At 41.7% G+C, this 24114-nt stretch carries 18 protein-coding genes and 1 tRNA gene; 10 read left to right on the plus strand and 9 right to left on the minus strand.

Annotated elements, in window-relative coordinates:
* Window positions 1–175 precede the first annotated feature (175 nt).
* The 3 genes from ACWYU8_RS21655 (at window position 176) to ACWYU8_RS21665 (ending at window position 2462) form a co-directional block, all read left to right on the plus strand.
* On the plus strand, window positions 176–781 hold the full coding sequence (locus tag ACWYU8_RS21655; RefSeq protein WP_457521796.1) for a hypothetical protein: 606 nt from the start codon (window positions 176–178) through the stop codon (window positions 779–781).
* 31 nt (window positions 782–812) lie between these two features.
* Window positions 813–1352, plus strand: a complete 540-nt coding sequence (locus ACWYU8_RS21660) for a hypothetical protein (protein ID WP_457521797.1) — start codon at window positions 813–815, stop codon at window positions 1350–1352.
* A gap of 96 nt (window positions 1353–1448) precedes the next feature.
* Window positions 1449–2462, plus strand: a complete 1014-nt coding sequence (locus tag ACWYU8_RS21665) for an integrase domain-containing protein (RefSeq protein WP_457521798.1) — start codon at window positions 1449–1451, stop codon at window positions 2460–2462.
* A 351-nt stretch (window positions 2463–2813) separates the two neighbouring features.
* Here the strand turns inward: ACWYU8_RS21665 and ACWYU8_RS21670 are convergent, their stop codons facing one another.
* From ACWYU8_RS21670 to ACWYU8_RS21685, 4 genes are all read right to left on the minus strand, one after another.
* Complete coding sequence (locus ACWYU8_RS21670; protein WP_457521799.1) at window positions 2814–3932, minus strand: tyrosine-type recombinase/integrase; 1119 nt, start codon at window positions 3930–3932, stop codon at window positions 2814–2816.
* Window positions 3933–4042: 110 nt separating this feature from the next.
* Window positions 4043–5323 (minus strand): tyrosine-type recombinase/integrase, encoded by a 1281-nt coding sequence (locus tag ACWYU8_RS21675; protein ID WP_457521800.1) that lies wholly within the window; start codon window positions 5321–5323, stop codon window positions 4043–4045.
* 283 nt (window positions 5324–5606) lie between these two features.
* On the minus strand, window positions 5607–6608 hold the full coding sequence (locus tag ACWYU8_RS21680; RefSeq protein WP_457521801.1) for a tyrosine-type recombinase/integrase: 1002 nt from the start codon (window positions 6606–6608) through the stop codon (window positions 5607–5609).
* Window positions 6609–6822: 214 nt separating this feature from the next.
* Window positions 6823–8442: a DUF3987 domain-containing protein gene (locus ACWYU8_RS21685; RefSeq protein ID WP_457521802.1), complete on the minus strand. Its 1620-nt coding sequence runs from the start codon at window positions 8440–8442 to the stop codon at window positions 6823–6825.
* Window positions 8443–8600: 158 nt separating this feature from the next.
* Here ACWYU8_RS21685 and ACWYU8_RS21690 point away from each other — a divergent pair, with 158 nt between their 5' ends.
* Both ACWYU8_RS21690 and ACWYU8_RS21695 read left to right on the plus strand, forming a co-directional pair.
* On the plus strand, window positions 8601–9614 hold the full coding sequence (locus tag ACWYU8_RS21690) for a hypothetical protein (protein WP_457521803.1): 1014 nt from the start codon (window positions 8601–8603) through the stop codon (window positions 9612–9614).
* 22 nt (window positions 9615–9636) lie between these two features.
* Entirely contained in the window at window positions 9637–9918 is a 282-nt protein-coding gene (locus ACWYU8_RS21695) for a hypothetical protein (protein WP_457521804.1), read from the plus strand.
* Window positions 9919–10008: 90 nt separating this feature from the next.
* On the opposite strand, the gene ACWYU8_RS21700 is transcribed toward ACWYU8_RS21695, so the two are convergent.
* Window positions 10009–10992, minus strand: a complete 984-nt coding sequence (locus tag ACWYU8_RS21700; RefSeq protein WP_457521805.1) for a hypothetical protein — start codon at window positions 10990–10992, stop codon at window positions 10009–10011.
* A 415-nt stretch (window positions 10993–11407) separates the two neighbouring features.
* On the opposite strand from ACWYU8_RS21700, the gene ACWYU8_RS21705 reads away from it, so the two are divergent.
* Window positions 11408–13495 carry an ATP-dependent nuclease gene (locus tag ACWYU8_RS21705; RefSeq protein ID WP_457521806.1) on the plus strand — a complete coding sequence of 696 codons (2088 nt, stop codon included), beginning with the start codon at window positions 11408–11410 and terminating at the stop codon, window positions 13493–13495.
* Window positions 13479–15323, plus strand: a complete 1845-nt coding sequence (locus ACWYU8_RS21710; RefSeq protein WP_457521807.1) for a UvrD-helicase domain-containing protein — start codon at window positions 13479–13481, stop codon at window positions 15321–15323. Before ACWYU8_RS21705 ends, ACWYU8_RS21710 begins: the two co-directional genes overlap by 17 nt.
* Window positions 15324–15463: 140 nt before the next feature.
* Here ACWYU8_RS21710 and ACWYU8_RS21715 read toward each other — a convergent pair whose 3' ends face one another.
* Both ACWYU8_RS21715 and ACWYU8_RS21720 read right to left on the minus strand, forming a co-directional pair.
* Window positions 15464–16753 carry a tyrosine-type recombinase/integrase gene (locus ACWYU8_RS21715; RefSeq protein ID WP_457521808.1) on the minus strand — a complete coding sequence of 430 codons (1290 nt, stop codon included), beginning with the start codon at window positions 16751–16753 and terminating at the stop codon, window positions 15464–15466.
* 89 nt (window positions 16754–16842) lie between these two features.
* A tRNA-Ser gene (locus ACWYU8_RS21720) sits at window positions 16843–16933 on the minus strand.
* 339 nt (window positions 16934–17272) lie between these two features.
* Here ACWYU8_RS21720 and ACWYU8_RS21725 point away from each other — a divergent pair.
* Complete coding sequence (locus tag ACWYU8_RS21725; protein WP_457521809.1) at window positions 17273–17953, plus strand: MaoC family dehydratase; 681 nt, start codon at window positions 17273–17275, stop codon at window positions 17951–17953.
* Between the two features lie 88 nt (window positions 17954–18041).
* On the opposite strand, the gene ACWYU8_RS21730 is transcribed toward ACWYU8_RS21725, so the two are convergent.
* Complete coding sequence (locus ACWYU8_RS21730) at window positions 18042–18869, minus strand: phosphate ABC transporter substrate-binding protein (RefSeq protein WP_457521810.1); 828 nt, start codon at window positions 18867–18869, stop codon at window positions 18042–18044.
* Between the two features lie 285 nt (window positions 18870–19154).
* Here ACWYU8_RS21730 and ACWYU8_RS21735 point away from each other — a divergent pair, with 285 nt between their 5' ends.
* Window positions 19155–19508, plus strand: a complete 354-nt coding sequence (locus ACWYU8_RS21735; protein WP_457521811.1) for a DUF3024 domain-containing protein — start codon at window positions 19155–19157, stop codon at window positions 19506–19508.
* A 112-nt stretch (window positions 19509–19620) separates the two neighbouring features.
* Here the strand turns inward: ACWYU8_RS21735 and rnb are convergent, their stop codons facing one another.
* Window positions 19621–21624 carry an exoribonuclease II gene (rnb, locus tag ACWYU8_RS21740; RefSeq protein ID WP_457521812.1) on the minus strand — a complete coding sequence of 668 codons (2004 nt, stop codon included), beginning with the start codon at window positions 21622–21624 and terminating at the stop codon, window positions 19621–19623.
* Between the two features lie 425 nt (window positions 21625–22049).
* Here rnb and ACWYU8_RS21745 point away from each other — a divergent pair, with 425 nt between their 5' ends.
* On the plus strand, window positions 22050–23996 hold the full coding sequence (locus tag ACWYU8_RS21745) for a DEAD/DEAH box helicase (RefSeq protein WP_457521813.1): 1947 nt from the start codon (window positions 22050–22052) through the stop codon (window positions 23994–23996).
* The last annotated feature ends 118 nt before the right edge of the window (window positions 23997–24114 follow it).

Here is a 24114-nt window from a genome sequence, read left to right on the forward strand (position 1 = left end):
TTACCGCAGCTTTAGACATTGCGTACGTCTATCGAAACCGTACAAAGGGTGGCCCTCATTTTCACCTTAAAGACCCTCTAGCCCCACAGGCATGAACGCCTGAATAGTTTCTGAATCGAGTGCGTGGACCGTTCCTCCTCGCACTCGTTAGCGTCTTAAAAAGCAGGAGGGCATCATGCTTTTGTTACTCAGAATAGGGCTCACTCTCTATTGTTTTCTCACCGTGGGCAGCGTGTCGGAATGGTTGGCCATCTCACTCAGTGGCGTGCTGACGGTACTGATTTCGCTTTTCATCATTGTGCCCAGTTTTAAGCTGTCATTTTGGCGAACTCTCCAGCAACTGGCTTGCAGTCACCTTGTGCTGACAGGCATCAGTGCATTTGTCATCGCAACGTTTGTTTATGGGCAACTGACACTCTTAGTCGAACTCAACCAACCTCTGCTAAAGGGGCTTCATCGGCCAGATTTTCCGGGTTATTGGGCCGCAGCCCGGGCCTACGATACCTTTTTCGTTTGGGTTGGATTGTTCCTGGTCTTAACCATTTTGCTGGAAGCGTGGCTGGTGCTGTTTTCCCGCCCACCGACGTTTAACTGGTACTACTTACAGGGTGTGTCGGTGACGTTGGCGTTTGCCGTTGTGGCGTGCGGTGAATACCTCGGGTTAGCCACACAAGCCTGGCTGAGTGTGGTGGTTTCTTATGTCGTCATTGTTTTATTCCATATTGGCGGTTTTAGGTTTGACCAGAAACAACCGAAACGAAACAAACGATGGCTGGTTTAAGCCGTTCGGTTTTTAACAAGAGGGGCAGAATATGACTACGGACAGAAAAGAGACAGAAGCGCAACCAACCAAACCCGGCATCGAAATAATGGCGATTACAATACTCACGATACTGACGGTTATTTTCCTGTTAGCGAACCACATATCTGAATCAACCTTTCAGGCTCGCTGCCGGGGTCATGAAGAGCGGATTGAAAAGTCGCTGCAACAAACGATGGCCGGTGAGGATGAACGTCATTTAATTCAAACCAACTTCCAGCAATACAAAAAGATTGCAGTGCGCATTAACAGAGTGCTCGGGCGGACACGAGCGAAGGTTAAATACGACAGAAGGGGAGTTCACATGACAGAAGAAGAGAAAGCGGAAGTGAAGAAACTCATCAATGAGCAAAACAAGGCTATAGACCAACGTATTGAATCACAGGAAAGAGAACTCGATGCGCTGCTTAACCGGGCACCGTGGTGGCACTGCTTTTTTAACGAGACTCTCGATGTGATTTTGGCCACGCTCTGCAAAGGCATCATTTTGGGAATACTGGTGTTCTACCTAATTATCAATCCTTTTCTGTGAGATGAAACATACGCTCATGTTGCTCCCAAATAGTGACTGAACACAATTATTTGTGGTGTTCTTTGCCTTACTTCCTTCTCGAAACAGGAGTAAGTCATGAGAAAGAGAAACTACGTTGGTCATCTGGCAAAGGCCCCAAGAGACTTTAATAAGCCGAATTTCAATCTGGGGTCGAGAGACATGGTTAAAGCACTGATTAATGCCAGTTTTGAAAATCAGGGCGGCATGGTCACCAACACTCATAGAGCCAGGTTGCCGGCTTTGAAGCACTTTATCTCTTTCATCAAAACCAATACGTCTGTCAAACGGTTAAACGAGATAGAAAAGCGGCACGTGGTTAGCTTTGGCGAGTTCCTGAAAAACAACGCCGACGAAGAATTGCTATCTCCAGCAACCGCCCGCGATTATCTTTCTCATGTCAATCGAGCGCTTGCACAAGCAAGAGGGGATGAAGCGTGTGTTGTGAACGCGACACGGGATTTGGGTTTTACTCCAAAATCTGGCATTGCCACTGTTGATGGGGCAGTCAAAGAGGGACTTCATGAAAAAGTGCTACCACAGGTCACCCCTGATGTCGGTTTTGTGATGCAATTGCAGCGTACTTTTGGTGTCAGGTTCAGGGAAGGTGCACTTTTAGATGCGTCGAGGGTTTTAGAAGAGCTACACAGAGGACGGGCACCGATGTTGCTACGTGGCACGAAAGGTGGTCAGCCAAGGCCGCTACCTGTGGACTCGGAAGAAAAGTACCGGTTGCTGGTGAGAGTGGCGAAATTTCAGCAGTCCCTTGGGCAGGATTCACTTATCCCTTCTCACTTGTCATTTAAAGCTTTTCAGAGCGACGCATGGCGACAAACCAAACATGCAGATACCTCTTACCTGAGCCACGGCGAACGCAAGCACTTTGCTTGTGAGGCGTACTATCAGCTTATGGGCGTTCGCTGCCCGGTTAAGGCCATGGTGGCGCATGGAAAAAAGCATCACAAGTACATTGCGAGTACGCTTAATATCAGCGAAGCAGAAGCGAAACAACGTGATTATGACGCGCGTATGCAAATCTCCAAGCTGCTTGGGCATCATCGAGTGAGTATCACTAACGCATACTTAGGATAAAGCGTGAACGTGCATACCAGAGCACAAACTCTGTCTGATTAATTTTGTTCTGGTCGCGATGAGTGCCTCAAACGCTCCCGAAGGAACCAGTTCTACTATTTTGTATGTGTTGGACACTATTGCTACTCTGGACATGGTTCTAACTCTAAAAACAATATAAAGGAAGACGCAAACTTGTTAAGTGAAGACTCCACGGCAAGGCTAGCGTGAAGCCCTTAATATTTACATAGTGGATCGTAATTCGAGTCGCGTACTCGCCAGGTTTTTACAAAAAATCGGAGAATATCAACTCATTGATGTTATGGATTGTATATGGCTTTATCATTTCGGGCTCAGATCTTCCTAATCATATTAGGAAGATAACGTCACTAAGCTGGGTAGCATACTAAATAATTTTAAAGTAGATTTTAACTTGCCTATCAACGAAGTCGATTTAGGTTTGCTTTCACCAGATTTGAAGGGGGAAACATTTTGCACTCTAGAGTTTTTTGGCTGTGCTGAAGACAATGCTTCATTGAGCAAAGTTTGCATATTCTCACGACATTCTGGGAGCAAGTGAGCGTAATGTCTCTCTGTAACGGATGAATCGGCGTGCCCCATCATTTGAGAAATCAGTTTAACTGGAATACCTGCACTGATCGCAATGGACGCGAATGAGTGACGCAACTGTGAGGGACCACGATGCTCTAAACCAGCAGCGATAAGAAATTTCGTGAAAAATCGTTGGGCATAATCTTTACTGTCAGTGAAATATTTACCAGTGAGGTCATCAATGAAAACGGGCGTAAAAGCATGAGTTGTTCTAGCTTTCTTACTTTGATCTCGGATCATGATCTGTATATATTCGTTAGCTCCTGTTAGAGAGAACTGGGCATGCAAAACCTCTAGCGCTTTATCGGTCAGAGGAATTATTCGAAATGACTGTTTAGTTTTAGGTTGCTTAAATTCTTTAAGAGTACAGACTCGACACACAGAAAGAGTTCGCTCTTTGAAGTTTATATCACTCCAACAGAGGCCAATTAATTCTTGGATCCTCAAGCCTGTTTCTTTGCCTAACAACGCAAGGTTTTTACCAGAAGGTTGCGTTGTTGACGTGCTCTCCATTTTGTCAAAGTCGGTTTTGGAAAATGGTTTTTGCTCTTCTAATTGGGTATCAGCTTTTAGCCCCTTGATCATTTTACTCATGTCTTTTTGAAAAACGTTATCGTTATATGCCATTTCTAGTAGCTTCCTTAATACTATCAGGCGATTAGAAATGGTTTTATTTGTGTATTGCTCTTGCCAGTTTGTGATGAGCTCGACAAGGTCGCTGTACACCATTTCTTCAAACTTGTAGTTCTCACTAATATCTTCGCAAATAGCTTTTAAGCAAGAGCGATAGCCAGCTGCTGTGGATTTTGCGTATGTGTTATTGATGTAGCTTGTAATCAGGGGCTGGTACTTACTAAGCGCGTCTCTGAGGATCGACATATTCACTCCTTTTGCAACAACACCGCGCTGTTGCTTTGGAGGGGTAAGCCCTGTTCAGGCTTTGCAAAAACGTGTTTAGCCCAAAAAAAAACACAAGATAGTCGCCAGGTTTAAAGTGCTTGCTGGTCATCATCTATGCTGAACATTTCTACCACCGCTTTTAAAGCGACGAGTGTCAGCTTTTTTCCATAACGGCCATAGGTCATGTTGGGGTTAGCATGACCGACCACTTCGGCAACTTGGTATTCTTCAACCCCCGTTTGTTTCAAGCAGTCGATAAAGGTGTGTCTAAAGCCATAGGCTGTTGGACGGTCATTGGGTTTCATGTTGATTGACGTTTGGATTTTCCCAAATTGAGTTCGGTATTGCTTGGTCCAATCACAATCGTTCCCTCTTGGTTTCCAATCAAATAGATAGAGCTTATTAACCTGGCGGCGATGACGTACATAGTCGATAAACCCCTTTTTGATCAGAACGGTAGGAATAGGGATAGTGCGCAACGAGTGCTGATTTTTGAGCTTCTGAGCCTCACCTTTATCGGTTATGTTGAGAACGAACATCCCCTTCTCAGTTTTAATGTCGTTAACAGTGAGTTGACAGGCTTCAGTTGGCCGCAGCCCCATGTAAATAAGTAACAGTGTTGTCCACTGAAGAGAGCAAGATGATGCTTTAAATAGGTTAGAGGCGAGTAGGGTTTTAACCTCCTCATTTGACCATCGTTCTCTTTGGTCTGAAGCGTATTTTTCTGACTTAAATGTCATTGACATTCCTTCAAATGGGTTCGTTTTTAAGTGTTGTTTGAGGTGTAACCATTTAACGAATTGCTTTGCTGCACTCCAATAATCCTTCTTTGTTTTTGAGCTCTTTCTCCACATATGTAAGTGGTCAGCAAACGCCATTAAGTCTGAAGAGGAGGCTTTCATAATGCTTAGTTTTTTCTTTTTTAGATGATCAAGGAAGTAGCGCGTCCTTTGGTTTAATTGATGTACCGTAAGGTTGGTAATTCTCTGTTGTTGTTTAGAGGCGATGAAGTCCTGCTGCCACTTGTAGCCTTGGGCAAAGTTATTTCTTATCGCTTTTGGTTCGCTAGTTCCACTTTGAAAAATAGAGGGAGAGTAGTGCGTTCCCTCATCAGTAAACGAAGCTCGCAAGGCATTAACGGTGGAAACAATCTCTGAGCGCACTTTCTTGTGGCAATCCCTATCTGGATCAACCTTATCTAGGGACTCAAGAACTTTTATGATGATTGGTTGGCTTCGCCTAATCGCAATGGCGCGAATTTTGGTCTTGAGGCTGAACTTAAAATCGAATGGATAGCCGAGTTTGACTAAGGTCTTTGGGGTACAAAGTCTGACAAAGTAAACAGAGTAGCGGTTTTTGAATAGATACATTGACTCACCTAATTGACTCACTGTAGCCAACCTAGGTGCCCTGAAACGAAAAAACCGCTGATAAATCAGCGGCTTCTTTCTATGAATAGTGGCGGAGAGATAGGGATTTGAACCCTATTTTCAACCAATTTAAAACCCAATTAATCCTATCAAAAACAGTGTGTTATGAATTTTAGGCATGAAGATTAATTGTCAAAATGTGCCAAGAATGTATCAAATGAACGTATCACTTTCAACAGACATAAAAAAAGCGCCTTGAGGCGCTTCTTTAGGAAATTGAACATTAGAATGTGCAATGCAGATTTCTCATATCCAGATTTCCTTTGCCGATTATGTGTTTTGTCCAATAAAGATAATTTCTCTTCAGTGTTACTGTATTGTTGTGTCCAGCATGAAGAGCTACTTCTTCGAATGAAAGTCCACCATTAACTGCATTAGTTATGAAGGTGTGTCTTGCTGGCTGTAACCCTCTGAACACGACACCTGCTTTATCAAAGTATGTTGCAAGTTTTGCACAGAAGTTTTTACTATCTCCCCAACAAGAGCCATCATCTGACTTGTAAAAGAAGAATTTATCTGTGAACGTTTCGACATCCCTATTGTCACGATGAAGCTTAATTTCTCTTTCTTCAAAGTGATTTGAAGATAAACTTTGATCAAGCAAGCTTTTCGTTGCATTTGTAATTTTGAGTCTTCTTTTGGAGCCGTTATTTTTTGGCGCTTTAATATGGTTAAGACATACAGATTTTTCAATTTCTAGAATTCCAGCTTCTGGATCGTAGTTTCGAGCTGTTAACCCCAAAAGTTCACCCGGACGGAGTCCTTCAAATACTGCGACTGAAAAACCTTCGACAATTCCGCTTCCATCTCTCAACGCTAAAACTGCGCGAACTTCATCATTTTCGTAAGGCAGGATGAATTGGGAATCGTCAAATTCATCTAAACTTATCCCCATCGCGAATGGTGTTTGGTTAATATCTCTATTTTTGTAAAAGTGCGCGAACATTAACTTCAAGAAAGATCGAGTGTTCTTTCTTGTCTTCGTGTTGTAGCCCAACCCTTTCATCTGGCTCGGTTCTATCAACACGACATTCAGAAGATACTCAATGTCCAACGCAGTAACGTCTTTCAGATACTGCTCACTGAAGTGGGCTCTAAGTCTGTTGCCTATTGTTTTATAACTAGCGAGAGTGGAAGGCTTAAGTTTTTTTCTTGCTTCTTGATGCTTAATGAATCTGTTTAATGCCGTTTGTACAGTTATTCTGCTTTCACGCTTTTTAGTCATAATTTGATTTTTTATTTGTTCCGAATCGATAGGACTACTTTAAGAATTTCATTATCTATTCTGCAAATAATCCTTAAAAATCATGTAATTATGATTAATTTTTGAGAAAAGCTGCTTTGATATTGAGATAGTTTGTGTCAAAAGTGATATTGCTGACTGTTTAGTGAACAATTGAAAGGTAAGGTGGAGAATCATCTCCACCTTAATAGCTAAACTATTTCTTAGTAAAATCCGGATGAATTATGTAGCCTTTCACGTCTTTAGTAGATGAATCAATGAAAATTCGTGCTTCTTTTATATAGCCGTGTTGAAGAAGGATCTCGATAGCTTCATTGCGTTGCTCAGAGGTTTTAAAATTCGTCCAACCCTTCGTTGATAGCTGGCTTTTAGTGAACTGACCTGCTAAGTCTGGAAGATGCTTTAGCAAAATAGACGCAGGGCTTTGTTCTGAGTTGACACATTTAGCTGATTCAATGATGCGGTATGCATGAGAGCGTAAATAACGCATCCAAACCATCGCGCGATTTAGGCTTTCTACACCTATTTTTAGACTTGGGGCGAATACTGAATCGATAGATGATTTGCTCGCTTCTTCAATAAGATGAAAAATCAGTGCTAACTTTGCACAGTGTTCTGTGCGCTTTGCGTGGTACGAGAGTAGTTGATTTGATGAAGTTTCTTCATCTAATAAAGCTTCGTGCGTCCATTTTGTCCATTTTTTCTGTGCAATATGATCGAATTTGAATTCTAGTGGCTCACTTGGTGAATCTAATTGGGCTAACACAGAATATACTTTGATAACGCCTTGCTCAGCTAATTCAGACACTGCGACGTCAGTAGGATTACGTTTCTTAGCGTCAGGATAAACAGACATCTGCAAAATACGCTCAAGAAATCCATCGTTCATTTTGCCGGATTGTGCAGACTGGATCATCCCTCTGAGCATGTCGGGTTGAATTCCGCCGAGTATGTTTATAAATAGCTGAGGGAGAACGACATTATCACGTCCGATTCGACGTATTGTGTAGCTCACACGTTTTGCATTGTAGCCTTCGAGATAAATTGAACGTTCATGAGTACGATTTGCTTGCTCAAATATTGCAAGCAAGCCGCTGGCTTCATCTCTAACTACAGCAAGACCTGAGGGAGAAGACTCTGCACAAAGGGTTAAGGCTTCAATAGTAGAGTCATTGACATAAATTTCTTTTTTATCGAAAGATTCAGGCTCTTTCAGAGCAATAATTTTGGATTCAATTTCTGACATTAGCTCTTCATTTTCTTCTTCAAACGCAGCTTCATATTGCTTATCAAGTCGAGCTTTAATTTTCACGAATTGCTTCATCTTTAATTGGTAAGACTTTTCTAAAGCGGCAATTTTCGGTGCAATGATCGATTTCTTTACTTTTTCGACTGCAGATAACGCGGCAGATAGAGCAGGAGTTTTTTTTCGAGATGCATCACCGATTAGAAATGCCCACAGGGTGCAAGCGACAGACCACGAATCATGTTTTTTCGGCTTTATTTCAGCATTACTTCCGATGATACTCGCAGACATCACAACCAAAGCGACAGCAAGATAGTCAGGTGAAGTGTCATCTACACTGTACGATTTTTCTATAATGAATTGTCGAAATGCTTTGGGGAGCATTTCTTTTCTCAATTCTTTTGGTTTCGGAAGATGATCAACTTCTAGCGGCTTCGGAGTATCCCACCCTGTATTGCCTGTATTGCCTGTAGTGTTAGTATTTTTTTCATTTTCTACAACTTCAGTTTTCGGTTGTATTAGTTGGTTCTCATTGCGAGATGTATTGCTAGATATGTACTTTGTAGTCATGATTTATTTTTATTTGTTTAGACTTAAAGTTGTTTATTTCCGTGGGCAATGCAAGTGTTAGGAGAGAATTTTTATGATTATTTTTAACACAATTAAAAGTCATGGAAATAATCATGCCGACATTTTTATGTCTTTAAGGGCGTTCAGAGGGGAACCCTTTGGCAAGTGGCAAAACTAATAGGGAAGAATTCACTAGGTTTGCCAATCTTGACTACGCGACAAATAATATAATATTTGATTCTTATTTTATTAAATTATATCTTTTAAATAAAGACATGATAAAAAACTGGACTGTTATTGCTGAACCAGCAAAGTGTGTAATCGCAAGAGAGCAATATTTGAATGACAAACATCATAAGAACCACACATATACCGAACAAATAAAAACTATCTTTGGCAACGAAAATCATTCGCTTAATATGATTCGTAATTGCGAAAAATATAAACTATTTTTAGCACAAAAAAGAAAAGGTGGTCGACCACCTAAACCAGCTATTGAGCTTGTTCTCTCGCTACCTAAAGGTATCCGACCTAGCCATGAACAGTGGCGTTCTATGTTCAATATGGTCATGAGAAATTTAGCTCGATCTTTAAATGTTGACTCCAAGAGCCTAGCTCCAATTGTGCGTGCTGTTTTACACCTGCAGAACCAAGACAAGGAGTTAAAAGGGGCAGGTGATCATATACACATTTTGCTGGGGAAATTCACTAACGAGCTTGTTTACTTGCGAGATTTACAAAGAAAATCAACAACTAGACTAATTAAGCAGTCTTTCAATGTCGCAATGATTAAAGTAATGGGTATCAGTAATCAAGACTATCAGCCCGTAAAAGAGTATGAAGGGCATGCAAAGAAGCGAGCTCCTTCGTGGGCTGTTAAAGCTGCCCGTGAGAAAGAAAAACTTTCAGAGCAGAACAAAAGACTAATGCGTATTATCGGGCAAGCAAAAAAATGGCTAGAGGCGTATGAGTTACAGAATATTAAGCAAATGAACCGTCAATTGAATCGTATCAATAAAGATCTCAATGAATTAGAAGGTCTTTCATGCGATGAGACAGATCAAGCCACAATAGAACTGATATCAACTTTATTTAATAATATTGATTCAAAACAGAAAAAATCTAGTTTAGGAAATGATTTTATAAATAAATTTGCTTTGCCTAATTTATAAAACTTATACTTTAAATAAAACTATGAGCAGATTATTATTAGCACCATCTTTGATTAACAATGTAGTGACATCAGAAGTAAATGAACGATTAAATCAATTAAATAAAAAAACTGGCATAACCTTTGATAATAAGTGGGTTAATGAAAAAATAACCATAAAACTAGCTAAATCATATAATCTAACTATAGAAAATAATGTTGTATTAGATGGTAATAAAAATGATGTAGTGTCGGAAATTGTAGGTGGCATAGTAACTTCTATTTTGGATGATAAAGATGAAAATATTCCATTTTCTTTACCTTAAAGTTTATTAGAGAATTAAGAGTCATAAGCCATATGCAAGGATCAGTTACATGTGGCTTTTGTTTATATTTGGACACAAGCTTGTCAGTAGCTAGTACTCAGTATAACCAATGACAAATCCGTCAAGGCCAACCGAATATTTATTCTCACCTCTATCAGCTGAGGAATATTTTTTTAGTCTCTCGGATATACTTTGGGAAAAATCATATTTTTTGCTACGGATTAATTCCGAAATTTCCCGATCAAGCCCAATGCATAGTTTTCTATTGGCCTGCTTTAAATCGTAAAAATCCACCTCAAGACCATCAATGAGTTCTGCACGGAGTGGGCGATCCAGTACTTTATCGGCAAGCAAGAAGGGGGAATAGTAAGAATCAAAGAATTTTTCTCTGTTGATTTCCACTCTCTTGCCTTCATTGCTTGGAGGATCTACTAAATATGTAAGTATTCGGTCATGCCCGATATATGTGGCACAAGCACTGCCTGTTATGGGGGCAGCGCCATGAATTGTAGCAACTTGTTTAATCTGGTTCTTTGCTTCTATGATTTTGCCATTAAGCTGAGATGATGATGATGAAATCCCTTTCGCCTCGAAGATATGCCAATTGCCATCTGCTGTTTGTCCAACTAAGTCCGGTTCCTTTGGGCGAGTATTACCTGTTTGATGAACAAAAGTTACTGCATTCTGCTTCTTAAGGAACTCAAGGTGAACCAAATTTGGTATATCGAGTAGCTTTTCGGAATAAAGCTTAGCAAAGGCCATCCCTAAATTGTAACTAACAATCCTCTTTTCGTCAGAAACATAAGTATCGAATATCGGATGACGTCTCATACCCGATAAGTCGGATTGAATGTTGGTTGCAACAATCGCGACCTTTTTCAATATTGAGTCGTAAAGTGCTCGTGCAAATCCATGGTCGCGAATATTTTGAAGGGAAAAAAACGAAGGATTACCAACAGTGATCATGCTGCGGTACAAGTCAAGTTTTCGGCATCGCAGTGTAGCCTCACCGTTTGTGTTTATCGCAGAGAATGGGGGATGGTAATTTTTAACAATTCGATGAATGTACGGCATAAGTCTAGTCTTTAAATTTAGGGGGCGTTCGGGCATCTAACAGTGTCTTGATAAAACTTGCAGGAAAATCAGAACCTGTCATTTAACACACTGTTCTAAAAGACTTCTTTATTATGAAGCCGATAAATTATAAGTCATGTATGATATTAAGTGCACAACTAGACTCATAATCTGCTATTAGGAAAAGTAGGTCAATAATGAGATACAGAAAGTCGCCAATGCTTTCTGCCTAGCTTGGAAAAGATATAAATATTTGTTAGCTATGATCGCTCCAATCAGCCCTTGGGCAGCAATAACTAGGTCATGCTACTTTATTATGAGTAAAAATGCATAGTTATAGACGTGTATAACAGTAATGTCGAGCATGTCGGTATAACATCATGGTTAACTATTGAAGAATTTCGTAAGGGATTACATGAAGTTACTAAGCTGTTCGATCAGAAATTTTCGTCGTTTAGAAAATGTTACGATTGACCTAGAACAAGACGAAACGATATTTGTTGGTCCTAATAATGCGGGTAAAACATCCACGGCTTCTGCATTTAGGTGTTTTAGCGGTGGCAGAGCCTTTTCAATAAACGACTTTTCGGTATCTAAGCTTCAACCTATTAATAAATTTGGTGAAGAGGGGGACGAGAAAGAGTTACCGACGATAGACATGGATTTGTGGTTCTCTATTGATCCACGCAAGATATCCTTTGGTAGAGCATTTACATTGTTACCCGAGCTATCAGATAAACTAGATAAAGTCGGTATTCGATTGAAATATCAACCTCGGGATCCTAAAGCAATGAGAGCCGCATATATGGAGGCTTACCCTGTTTCTGAAGGTGAAAAACGACAGGTATCATTATCACAATTCTTAGGTATTGATGCTAACTTTAGTCGTTTCTATGAGCTGATATATTATTCTTTAGACAATCGAAAAGCGGAACTTAAAGAAACCAAATTAGATAACTTGGAGGGGAAAAATCTTTTCAAGAACCTCATTCGTGTTGACTTTCTAGATGCTCAAAGAAGCGTAAATGATGATGAGTCTAGCCGTAGTAGTCGTCTATCTACAGCTTTTACTTCATTCTATAAAAGCAATTTGGAACAAGCAGAAGCGTCAGAAAGTGCTTATAAGGTCATTGATGAAAACAATCAAAGACTAACGGAACATTATGGCAAACATTTCAGCGGGCTAATGAAGGTTATTAAAGGGCTTGGAATCCCATCAATTAACGATCGAGAATTGAAAGTAATCTCGTCTTTAAGCCCTCTAGAAGCTCTTCAAGGGAATACTGACTTAGTATATGTCGACAATAAACGTCAACATGAATTACCAGAAGCATACAACGGGCTTGGTTTCAAAAATCTAATATATATGGCTATTCAGATTAGTCACTATCATGTCCAGTGGAGAGATACTGAGCAAAACCAGCCACTGTGCCAGCTAATTTTCATAGAAGAACCTGAAGTCCATTTACATGCGCAAGTTCAACAGGCATTCATAGGAAATATATGGCACATGCTATTTGAGGCTTCCAAAGATGGAGTGGTACCTCAGTTAGTTATATCGACACACTCTTCACACATATTAGATAGCGTAGCTTTTGAGAAAGTCCGATACTTTGAGAGATGTGAATTAGAAGGAGAAGAACGACAAAAAGTTGATACCTTTAATGCTTCTAAGGTACATAGTTTAAGAAATTTCAACCCTGAGCCGATTCCAGAAATAGAAGAGCAGTTCGATCCTGCCAAAGCGAAGTATTTTCTTTTGCGTTATTTGAGGCTAACTCATTGCGATTTATTCTTTGCGGATGCTGCAATCTTAATTGAAGGTTCTGTTGAAAAACTACTTCTCCCAGAAATGCTTGAAAGAACAGCACCTGACCTTAAAACAAAGTATTTATCGGTGCTCGAAGTTGGTGGCGCTTATGCACACCGTTTTGCTGCCTTACTAAAGTTTCTCAACATACCATACCTTGTAATCACTGACCTAGACTCAGTTAGCCCTGACGGGCGTCACCCAGCGGTTAAAGGTAATTCTGATGGTGCGTTAACATCTAACAATTGCTTAAAAAGTTTGTTGGGTTTAACAACAGTTAAAGAGCTGCAGGCCATTGATAAAAAAGCGAAACAGTGTGAAGAAAACGATCGTTTTGTAGCATTTCAATACGGTATAGAAGTGCATGAAGACGGGAAAGATAATTTAATTATGATACCTCGCACTCTAGAAGAAGCTTTTGTATATGAAAACTTTGATTTATTCAGAAATCAAACTCTATCTATTGGTATTGATATTCCAGAGAACCTAGAAGAGGCTTATACCGAAGTTTACGAGAGAATCAAATCTTCTAGTTTTAAAAAGACCGATTTTGCATTAGAAGTCCTCTTTTCTGAAAGTAGTTGGAAAACTCCTAACTATATACACGAAGGACTTATATGGCTGGATGAACGGCTAAAGAGAAGTGAATCCGCGGCACAACAGCAGGAACTTAAAGATGGTAGATCGAATTGAGACAGAAGCTGACCTAAAAGTAGCAAATTGCTTAACTCAGAATACGAGTTTCTCCATGGTTGCAGGCGCTGGTGCAGGAAAAACATCTTCATTGATAGAGGCTCTAAAACTCATAAAGTCTAGGTTTGGAGTTACCTTAAAGAAAAACGGACAGAAAGTTGCTTGTATTACTTATACCAAGAGAGCTGTGCAAGTAATATCTTCTCGTTTAGGTGATAGTGACCTTTTTATCGTATCAACGTTGCATAGCTTCTTATGGGGTGAAATCAAAAATTTTACTGATGATATTCGCACTGCTTTGATTGAATCGAGAATCCCTGATTTGATCGAGAAAGAAAGGGCTAAAGATAATGGCGGACAGAGCCAAACTGCAGTCAATGCTAGAAAGAAAATAGAGGTTCTTACCAGCCTTATCGAAGTTTTGCCTGAAATTAATTCATTTAACTATGACGATGCTGCATTTAGTGATTACTCAAAAGGTAAACTCAGCCATGACGACATTATAGAAGTGGCTGGTTATCTACTACTCACTAACTCGGTTTTTCAAAAGGCTTTTGGTTATAGGTATCCCTATTGTTTCGTTGATGAAGCTCAGGATACTTTTCCAATCATTATTGAATCATTTCAAAAAGTTGCTGAAGGCGAAGGTTTACCTATAGTGGGATTTTTTGGAGACCCTTGGCAACAAATTTATGATAAAAGAGCAGGAGATTTTGGCCCACCTCAAGGTGGCGAAAAGATAGATAAAACCGAAAATTTCCGTTGCTCTACTAGTGTTATCTCGTTTCTCAATAGTTTTAGAGGCGACCTTGAGCAATATGCAGCAGGTGACAATAAAGATAAAGAAGGTAGCGTCAAAATTACCTTAATTGAAGCAGAGCGTCCTTCTGAACCAAGAAATAGATATTCTGTGCTTCAAGTAGACCGTTCTCTTGAACGAATGGATAAAGCTCTAGAGCTCTGGGGATGGAAAGATCGAACTGACATAATTCGATTGTTTTTAGTAAGACAAATGATCGCGAAAAGGCTGGGATTTACTGATCTTCACAGGCTGTTCACGGGCAATTATGCCTCTTCTGTTGCACAAGAGGGATATGAGTCTGGTGACCACTATTTGCTTAAACCCATAATCCGCTTTATTTGGCCTCTTCTTGAATTTAGTCGTTCTAAGAATATTCGAGGTATCGTTGATTTGCTTACCAGTACGGGACCAGCATTTAAAATTAATGGTAAGAATCAAAACCGTTCGCTCAAGGAAATGGCTGAGCTAGCGAAAGAATCTGTGAATGGATTAGATGAGAAGTGGCGTAACAACAATGTTAAAAGCGTATTGGAGTATTGTCGCCAATATGAACTGATTGAGTTCTCTGACCGTGTAATACAACATTTAGATCGAAAGCCGAGACAAGAGGTGTATGACCAAGAAAAGTTTGGTCAAGAAAAAGGTGACTGGTTGTGCGACGAGTTCTTTGACATGGCAACTGGAGAACTCGAAAAATACTGTGATTTTATTCGTGACAATACAAACTACAGTACTCAGCATGGAGTCAAAGGAGAAGAATACCCAGATGTGCTTGTCGTTATGGATGATATAGAAGCTGCATGGAACAACTACAATTTCTGTAAGTTATTAGCTCCTGAAACCTTTGGAGCTCCTACTCAAGGGCAGCAGCAAAGAGGGGAAAAGTTAGCTTACGTTAGCTTTTCACGAGCAGAAGATAACTTACGGATCTTGTTATACACAAGTAAGCCGACGCAAACTAAAGACGAACTGGTTAGAAATGATCTTTTTGCCGAAAAACAAATATCGATCATTCCATTAGATTAGTATGAAAGGTTTTAAAAACACTTAATCATAAGAATCGAAGCATGGAGCCCTGTTTACTTTTAAGTACACAGGGTTCCAAATTCGATAGCTTCTTCTAACAATCTTTCGATATATCAGATAAATATATTAGATCAGGCCTTTCATAGAATATCTAAGCTTTTTACCGCACTATAAAGTGATGCAAGGTTTATCCGTTTACCATATCGGTCGAATGTCTGGTTTGTTTTCGTGTGACCGACTAGATCAGCGACAAGATTCTCGGCTATACCGCCTTGTTGTAGTTCATCAATAAAAGTATGTCGCAAGCTATGAAGAGTAGGTCTATAAGCAGGCATAAACCCTAAATCATCAAGTATCTTACTGAAACGGTTAACGAAAGTCTTTGACCAATCCTTATAGATTCCAATCGGTTTAAAACTAAATAATTTTTGTTGTCTATTTTCAAACCTATTTTGCGCGTAACGTAAGAATCCCCTTTCGATCAGCTTAGGATGCAGGGGAACTAGGCGTTTAGATGACGCTGATTTTAAGCGTTTGTCTTGTCCCTTGTCGTTGATATCAATACACCAAATATCATCGATGCATTTTATATCCGCAGTGTCGAGCTGACAGATTTCAGATACACGCGCCCCCGAATGTAATAACAACATTGGTATCCAATAATCTTCATGCTCGCTTTGTATGCGCTCTACACCCTTAACTGGGGCTTTTTGGCTAGGATGATTGAAGAGTCTACATAAGTCAGCTTTTGTCCATCTCTGTCGATCTTCTGAGGCTCTACGAGATTTTCTCTTAACTGTCACATCTTCAAATATGTTTTTATCGAGATCGCCTCGCAGCCGTAACCACTTATAAAATTGACGAGCTGCCGCTAGATACTCAATGACTGACTTTTCCGCTTTGCCTGACCTCAATAGCTCATCTCTGAAGTCCATCGCATGTTTTGTCGTTGCTTCAAGCGCATTCGCTTTAGTGAATTTAACAAAGGCGCGTATACGAGATTCCAGTTGTTGAATCGTGCGAGGGAGAATGTCTTCAACTTCTTTCGACTGAATGAATTGATCTAACAGTCGTTTGTTGATCTGATGCTTAGAAACCGATGGTTTTACTTCTAATACAGGTAATACAGGTAATACAGGTTCCACAGGCTGGTGGGGCGCATGTACAACAGGGCAAAAATTTCTCTGACGAATGGCTTTTAAATCCGATCTTAACCTTTGGATCGTAAGCGGAATATTTCCCTTGGTATCACAAGTCGACACATAGCCACGAATATGGCTCATGATAACCATCAGTCGGTCTATCGCTTCTGCACGCCTTTTGGTGCTAAGGGAGAATCTTATCTCTGCTGGAAAACCTATTTCAACTAGATCTTTTGAAAAGCAGTAACGAGCGTAGTAAGTTGTGTTGCGGTCTTTGAGTAAGAACATGATCGTATCACTTGTACGTATCATGCCAAAAAGTTACCATAACGAAAAAGCCCAAGCTCTTGTTTTAAAAGGGCTTGGGCTTCAAAATGTGGCGGAGAGATAGGGATTTGAACCCTAGGTACGCTATTAACGTACGCCGGTTTTCAAGACCGGTGCTTTCAACCACTCAGCCATCTCTCCGTTGTGGGATGTATAATAGTGAGTGACGTAAAACTTGTAAAGCCTTGAACTAACGAAAAAGAACTGTTTGCTTGTTTTGTAGTCACAGGTCTATGCTGTGTAAGGACAAGAAAATGAATTTCAGCTTGAAAAGTGGTTTAAAAAAGGGAATTTTGTAGAGTATTTACTTCATATTGCGATGAGTGAATAAAATGGTGTTTTATTGATATCATTATGAAAATTAAGAAATTATATGCTTTGAGGATACATGTGTTCGCCCGAAAGTGTTTGCATCAGTTTGTGAACTAATTCAAAATTAACTGGTATAGCCAGTTGTGCTTAAAAATTCTAAGGGTGTTTATGAAGGTCACAAATCTATTTAAAGACAAAGTTGATGCGATTTCTGCTCATCAATCCGAGTTTATGAATTGGATGTCTCCAACGCTACGCGTTTATTGGAGTGACTTCTTGGACAAAGCTCAGCACAGTTTCCTGTTCTCAAAAGTTCGAGATCATCATCAGCCTGCGGTCAATGAAGAAGTTGCGCCTCAGCCTGAGCCAATCGCAATGGCACCGGAAGCTCAAGAGCTTTATGCCGAATTAGCAGAAAAAATCGGTGAAGTGATTCATATCGGTGAGTGGGTTAATGTCTCTCAAGATCGCATTAATCAATTTGCTGCAGTGACAGAGGATATGCAATGGATTCATACCGATCCAGAACGTGCATCTGAAGAGTCTCCATTCAAAACGACCATTGCTCATGGTTTCTTAACCTTAGCATTGCTACCCAAGCTTACGGATTCGGTTGATGCAGATAAGCCTCTCTTCCCGACGGCCAAGCTGGTGGTAAACCTGGGGCTAAACCAAGTTCGTTTCCCTTATCCGGTAAAAGCGGGGAACAACGTTCGTGCGGTGAGTACGTTGACTAAAGTCACGCCAATCAAGAAAGGCCTTGAGGTTGAGCGCGAAATCAAAGTGGAAATTGAAGGTGTGCGTCGTCCGGGTGCGGTTGTCGTTTCTGTAATCCAACTGCATTTCTAAATGACGGAATTACGGCATTGAATGAAAAAAGAGAGCATCGATGTGCTCTCTTTTGCTATTTGTGTTTTTCTATTTATGGGCCAAGCTTTTATTGGTCAAACTTTTTCACTGGCGTATAGCCATATTCCGCAACCGTTTTCTGGCCAGCTTCTGATTTCAGATACGTCACGAAGCCTTTTCCTGCGTCGTCCAGAACGTCGACTTTATATAGAATCAGGAAAGGTCGCGCCAAAGTGTATTTGTGATTGGCGATATTTTCTGACGTAGGTTCAATACCACCAAACTGGATAGGTTTCACCGAGCGATCAACAGAGCCGACTGAAATAAATCCGATCGCACGAGTGTTATGGTTTACGATGGTTTTCACCATGCTGTTACTGTTAACCACTAAGTTATTTGGGTTGATATCAGAAACCAAGCGATCATTTACGATTTTGGTCAGGCCCAGTAGACTTTCGAAGCTGTAACGCGAACCTGATGACGATTCACGCGTAACCACAGCAATAGGTTGGTCAGCACCACCTACGTCTTTCCAGTTTTTGATTTTACCTTTGTAGATATCAAATACTTGTTGTTGAGTCAGGTTTTCTACAGAGTTTGCAACGTTGACGACAATAGCCAGACCGTCATAAGCGATTGGGACAACATTCAGGTCTTCACCTTTTTCGCTTTCTGTGAGATAGCGGGAGCTCATTCCAATCTCAACCACGCCTTTGTTCACCATGGTGATACCTGCGCTCGATCCAATGCCTTGAACAGCAATATAATCATCAGGGTGTGTTTTGTTATACTCTTCAGCTAGCACGTCCATTACACGAGCGACGGAGGTCGAGCCTGAGACGTTGACTTCTTTCGCCATAGCTGAAGGAAGGGAAATGGCCATGGCTAGTAGAGTCGCCACAGTAAAACGAAACATAATAAACTCCATATATGGTAGAAATACGGTAGAAAGCAGCACTTATGATATTTCGTTCAGGTTACACTTTTGTGAATCGACTCGGCTTAGCTTGGTGATTTTTGTATCTCTGTACCAACTGAGTAACACTACGAGTGATTGCAGTGCTAAAGAATTCTATTTTTTCAAGGTATAAGTCTGTTCAAGGTATAAGTTTGTTCAGGGGGTAAGAAGGACGCGAACAACTAACCCCGCTTTTAATGGAACAAGGGTATATACTAAGAACTACCTGTCAGGAGAACGTTTATGTCTGTGTCCCAAATAGCGACCAGTCGTTTATACAAATTAGTTCATTTGCTTTGCTCTGAACGTAACGCTAATTTGCCTGTCGAACTGGGTAAGTGTCTTTATGAACCAATAGAAAATGGGGTAGAGCTTCATCGTGCTCATTTCTTATTAGACTCTCAACACAGTGAATATACGACGCCAGTTGCGAAGATTTTGTTTGATGAGAAAACGCAACTGTGGCGTTTTTTCGTACCGAGTTATCGCACAGGGGATTTGAAGTGGGTGCCGTATGAAACTTTGCCATATAGCGAATCTCTCGACGTACTCATGGGTGAGCTTGAAACGGATCCTAAGGCTTGTTTCTGGGATTAGGCTCACCACTCCATTCTAGCCACTCAATTCTTTCTATTCGCTGATTAGATACAAAAAAAGGCGCTCAGTTGAGTGAGCGCCTTTGTGCTTGTTAAGCGTGTTTTGTTAAGTCTTATTCACTAACCGCTTGTGGTGTGTCTTCTGCTGGTTTCTCAGCGAACACCTGAGTTGGCTTAGCAACTAAACTGCGGTTTTCTTGGTTCACGTCAGCCAGGACGATTTCCAGTGTATCCCCAAGTCTGAACACCACCTCTTTGTCGATAGAGATCGTCCCGTTGTCAGCGTTACACTCAATGCGTTCTTTGTTTTCAATGATCAGTGCGCCAGGAATAAATGCGGCTGCTCCGTTTTCAAGCAGGCGAACACGCGCACCAGCACGATTGATATCGAAAATCTCACCCATGTAACGAGTTTGCTTACCTGGCTCTTGTGCAAGAGTACGAGCGTATAGCCAGTCAGACACATTGCGCTCTGCGATTTTGTGATGCTTACGGTGCAATGCCAACTCTTCGCCAACCTGATCATCCGGTTTTTGAACTGGTTCTTTGTCCAGAATCACGGCTTTCAGCATACGGTGGTTGATCATGTCGCCGTATTTACGAATTGGTGAAGTCCAGGTCGCGTAGATATCTAAACCCATAGCATAGTGAGGAAGTGGTTGGTTACCCACTTCACTGTAGGCCTGGAATTTGCGAATGCGGTTATCGAGGTATGAGGTTTCTTGAGTCGATAACCAACGTCGCAATGCGGCAAAGCCTTCCAGTGTTTTGATAAAGTCAGCACTGAATCCCAGTTGATTTTCAGGATCCACCAACTGAACCACTTCTTCAATCTTCTCGGCTTTAAGACCAGAGTGAGTATTGAATACACCAGTTTCGAACTTCTCACGCAACGTGCGGCCAGCACAGATATTCGCGGTGATCATTGACTCTTCTACAAGACGGTTTGCGCTGCGGCGCGTGTCTGCATGGATAGCGATAACGTCGTTGTCTTCACTCAGTTCGAAGCGGTAATCGGGACGATCCGGGAATACGACAGCATTCTTTTCACGCCACTCAGCGCGAGCAAGCGAGAAATCGAACAGGTCACGTACGATAGCAGAAATTTCTTCCGATGGTTGCCACGCGTCTGAGCTGCCTTTTTCCAGCCAATCTGAGACATGGTCATAAGCCAGACGAGCATGAGACTTGATATTCGCAGCGAAGAACTTAATGTCGTCTGCGATCACACCGTCTTTGCTCACCGTTACCTTGCAGCAAAGAGCAGGGCGGATTTCACCTTCGATTAATGAACATAAATCATCAGCAAGATCACGAGGTAGCATAGGAATGTTACGACCTGGCAGATAAATGGTGTAGCCACGTTCACGTGCAACTTTATCCATTTTGTCTTCAGGCGTGATATAAGCCGTTGGGTCGGCAATCGCGATAGTCAGTTCAAAATCGCCAGATTCTGTTTTCTTCGCGTGTAACGCATCATCCATATCTTTGGTCGATTCACCATCGATAGTGACGAACGGTACGTGGGTCATATCGACACGCTCTAGGTCAGCGTCGTCTTTCAGTTCCCAGTTCTCGATACCCTCAGGCTCTGAGTTTGGCAGATCATTTTGTGCCAAGGTTACCCACCACGGTGCGATTTTGTCGTCAGCATCGGTGATTTTTTCAGTGATTTCGACGAAGAACGTGTTATCGCCGTTTAGAGGATGACGGATAAGATGAGCAACAACCCAATCACCTTCGTTGAAGTTATCAGGTTTTTGGCCTTTCTTCAGTTTCGCTTTCAGCGATAGCTTTTTCAGCTGAGGGTGGTCAGGAACAACATTCAGCTTACCTTTGAACATTTTTACCCGGCCAATAAAGCGAGTAAGAGACTGTTCTAACAGCTCCTGAGGTTCGGCAACTTCACGTTCGTTTTCTGTACGAATAATGGCAACGACTTTGTCACCATGCATACACTTTTTCATGTACGCAGGTGGAATGAAGAAGCTGGTTTTACTGTCCACTTCGAGGAAACCAAAGCCTTTATCTGTTGCTTTGATTGAACCTTCTTTTTTAGGCAGGTTCTCTTGGATTTGCTGCTTAAGTTGAGCTAATAGCGGGTTATCTTGAAACATCTTTACTTAACTTACCGATGGAGTTGGGCACACTATAATCATTGCGAGCTATGATTACTACCTGTAGAGCGCAATTTCACTGCTAATTTAGCCTAAGTTAATTGGCATAAAAAGTGAGTGAACTTACTTTGATTTGGTGTTGAAATGTTCGATTTTCAAAGTGCGTCTCTCTAAGGAGAATGGTGGGTTGGCGGTAAAACAAGCAAGAAAGCCGTAATAGAGAATAAATTGTGATGTAATTCAATTTTTTCTGGATTTTTTTATGCTTTTAAGGAATAATCCGCCTCCCTTAGTCGTCCCTAATGGCTTATCGCGGTTGTGTACTGTGCTGTTTCCTATCTGAACGGAATCAGTCTCTGGATGGATCAGTATCGAATTGGAAGAGCATATGGGACTGTTTTTTTGTTTAATTAAGTAGGATCCCAATGCAAGATTCTGTTATTCAATTCAGTGACTTATCACTGAATGATTCTATCCTTTCTGCTCTAGACGGAATGGGTTTCGTGTCACCAACTCCAATTCAGGCTGCGGCAATCCCTCACCTGTTGGAAGGTGTTGACGCGCTGGGTAAAGCACAGACGGGTACAGGTAAAACGGCAGCATTCTCTCTGCCTCTTCTAAACAAACTAGATCTTGATCAACGTAAACCACAAGCAATCGTACTTGCTCCAACGCGTGAGCTAGCGATTCAGGTTGCCGCTGAAATGAAGAACCTTGGTAAAAATATCAAGGGCTTGAAAGTTCTGGAGATCTACGGTGGTGCTTCTATCGTTGATCAAATGCGTGCACTTAAGAACGGCGCGCATGTTATTGTTGGTACGCCTGGCCGTGTTCAAGACCTTATCAACCGTGAACGTCTACACCTGGACGAAGTAAATACTTTCGTACTTGATGAAGCGGACGAAATGCTGAACATGGGTTTCGTTGACGACGTAACTGCAATCATGGAGCACGCTCCTGACTCAGCACAACGCGTTCTGTTCTCTGCGACTATGCCTCCAATGTTGAAAAACATCGTTGAGCGCTTCCTTCGTGAACCTGTAATGGTTGACGTTGCTGGCAAGAACCACACTGTAGACAAAGTTCAACAGCAGTTCTGGGTAGTGAAGGGCGTAGAGAAAGATGAAGCGATGTCTCGTCTTCTTGAAACTGAAGAAACTGATGCGTCAATCGTCTTCGTACGTACTCGTCAGGACACTGAGCGTCTGGCTGACTGGCTATCTGCACGCGGCTTCAAAGCAGCTGCATTGCACGGTGATATCCCTCAGTCTCTACGTGAGCGTACTGTTGATCACATCAAACAAGGTGTTATCGATATCCTGGTTGCAACTGACGTTGTTGCACGTGGTCTTGACGTTCCACGTATTACGCACGTATTTAACTACGACATCCCATTCGATGTTGAGTCTTACATCCACCGTATCGGCCGTACTGGTCGTGCTGGACGTAAAGGTAAAGCGATCCTGTTGGTTCGTACAAACCAAATTCGCATGCTTCGTACTATCGAGCGTGTAACTAAGTCTTCTATGGAAGAGATCCAACTTCCACTACGTGACCAGGTTGCAGAAGCTCGTTTGGCTCAACTTGGTGCTGAGCTAGAAGCAGAGAAAGAACATAAATCACTAGACAAGTTTGCTGATCTGGTTGAGAAGCTACAAACTTCTCTTGAAATCGACCCAGCGACACTTGCTGCAATGCTGCTTAAGCGTCAGCAAGGTAAACGTCCTCTGTTCTACATTGGCGAAGACCCAATGGTTGAAGCGATTGAGCGTGATAAGCAACGTCGTAAAGATCGCCGTGAAGACCGTCGTGACGGTGGTTCTCGTAGCTTCAGCAACCAAGACTGGGATACTTACCAGCTACAAGTTGGTCGTGAGCAAGGCGTTCAGGTTAAAGACATCGTTGGTGCTCTTGCGAACGAACTTGGTCTGGGTAAAGGTTCTATCGGCGCGATTAAACTGGCTCAAGGTCATACATTCGTACAGCTACCAAAAGCAATGACGTCTGATGCTGCGAGCAAGTTAAGCAAGCTACGTATTCGTCAACAAGATGTTGGTGCAGTAGTTTGTGATTTCGACGATTTCCGCGAGTCTCGTGGTGGTCGCCGTGATGGTGGTGCTCCTCGTCGTGATGGCGGCCGTCGTGAAGGTGGCTTCCGTGGTAACCGTGAAGGTGGAAACCGCGATGGCAACCGTGAAGGTGCTCGTCGCGAAGGTGGCCGTCGTGAAGGTGGTTTCCGTGTCAACCGTGAAGGCGGTAACCGCGAAGGTAACACTGAGCGTCGTTTCGATCGCAACCGTGGTGGTGACCACCGTGGTAACTACCGTGGTGAACGTGGTCACGGCCGTGGTCGTCGCACTCCAGAAGCATAATCAAATCTGTTGATTAGGCTTAAAAGCCTCGGATAAAGTTTTAATACCAATTACATTAATTAAGTGGTCAATCTTGTCCAGTCCCTAAAGCAGAGTGAGATAACTCTGCTTTTATTCT

This window comes from Vibrio limimangrovi (genome assembly GCF_054064025.1).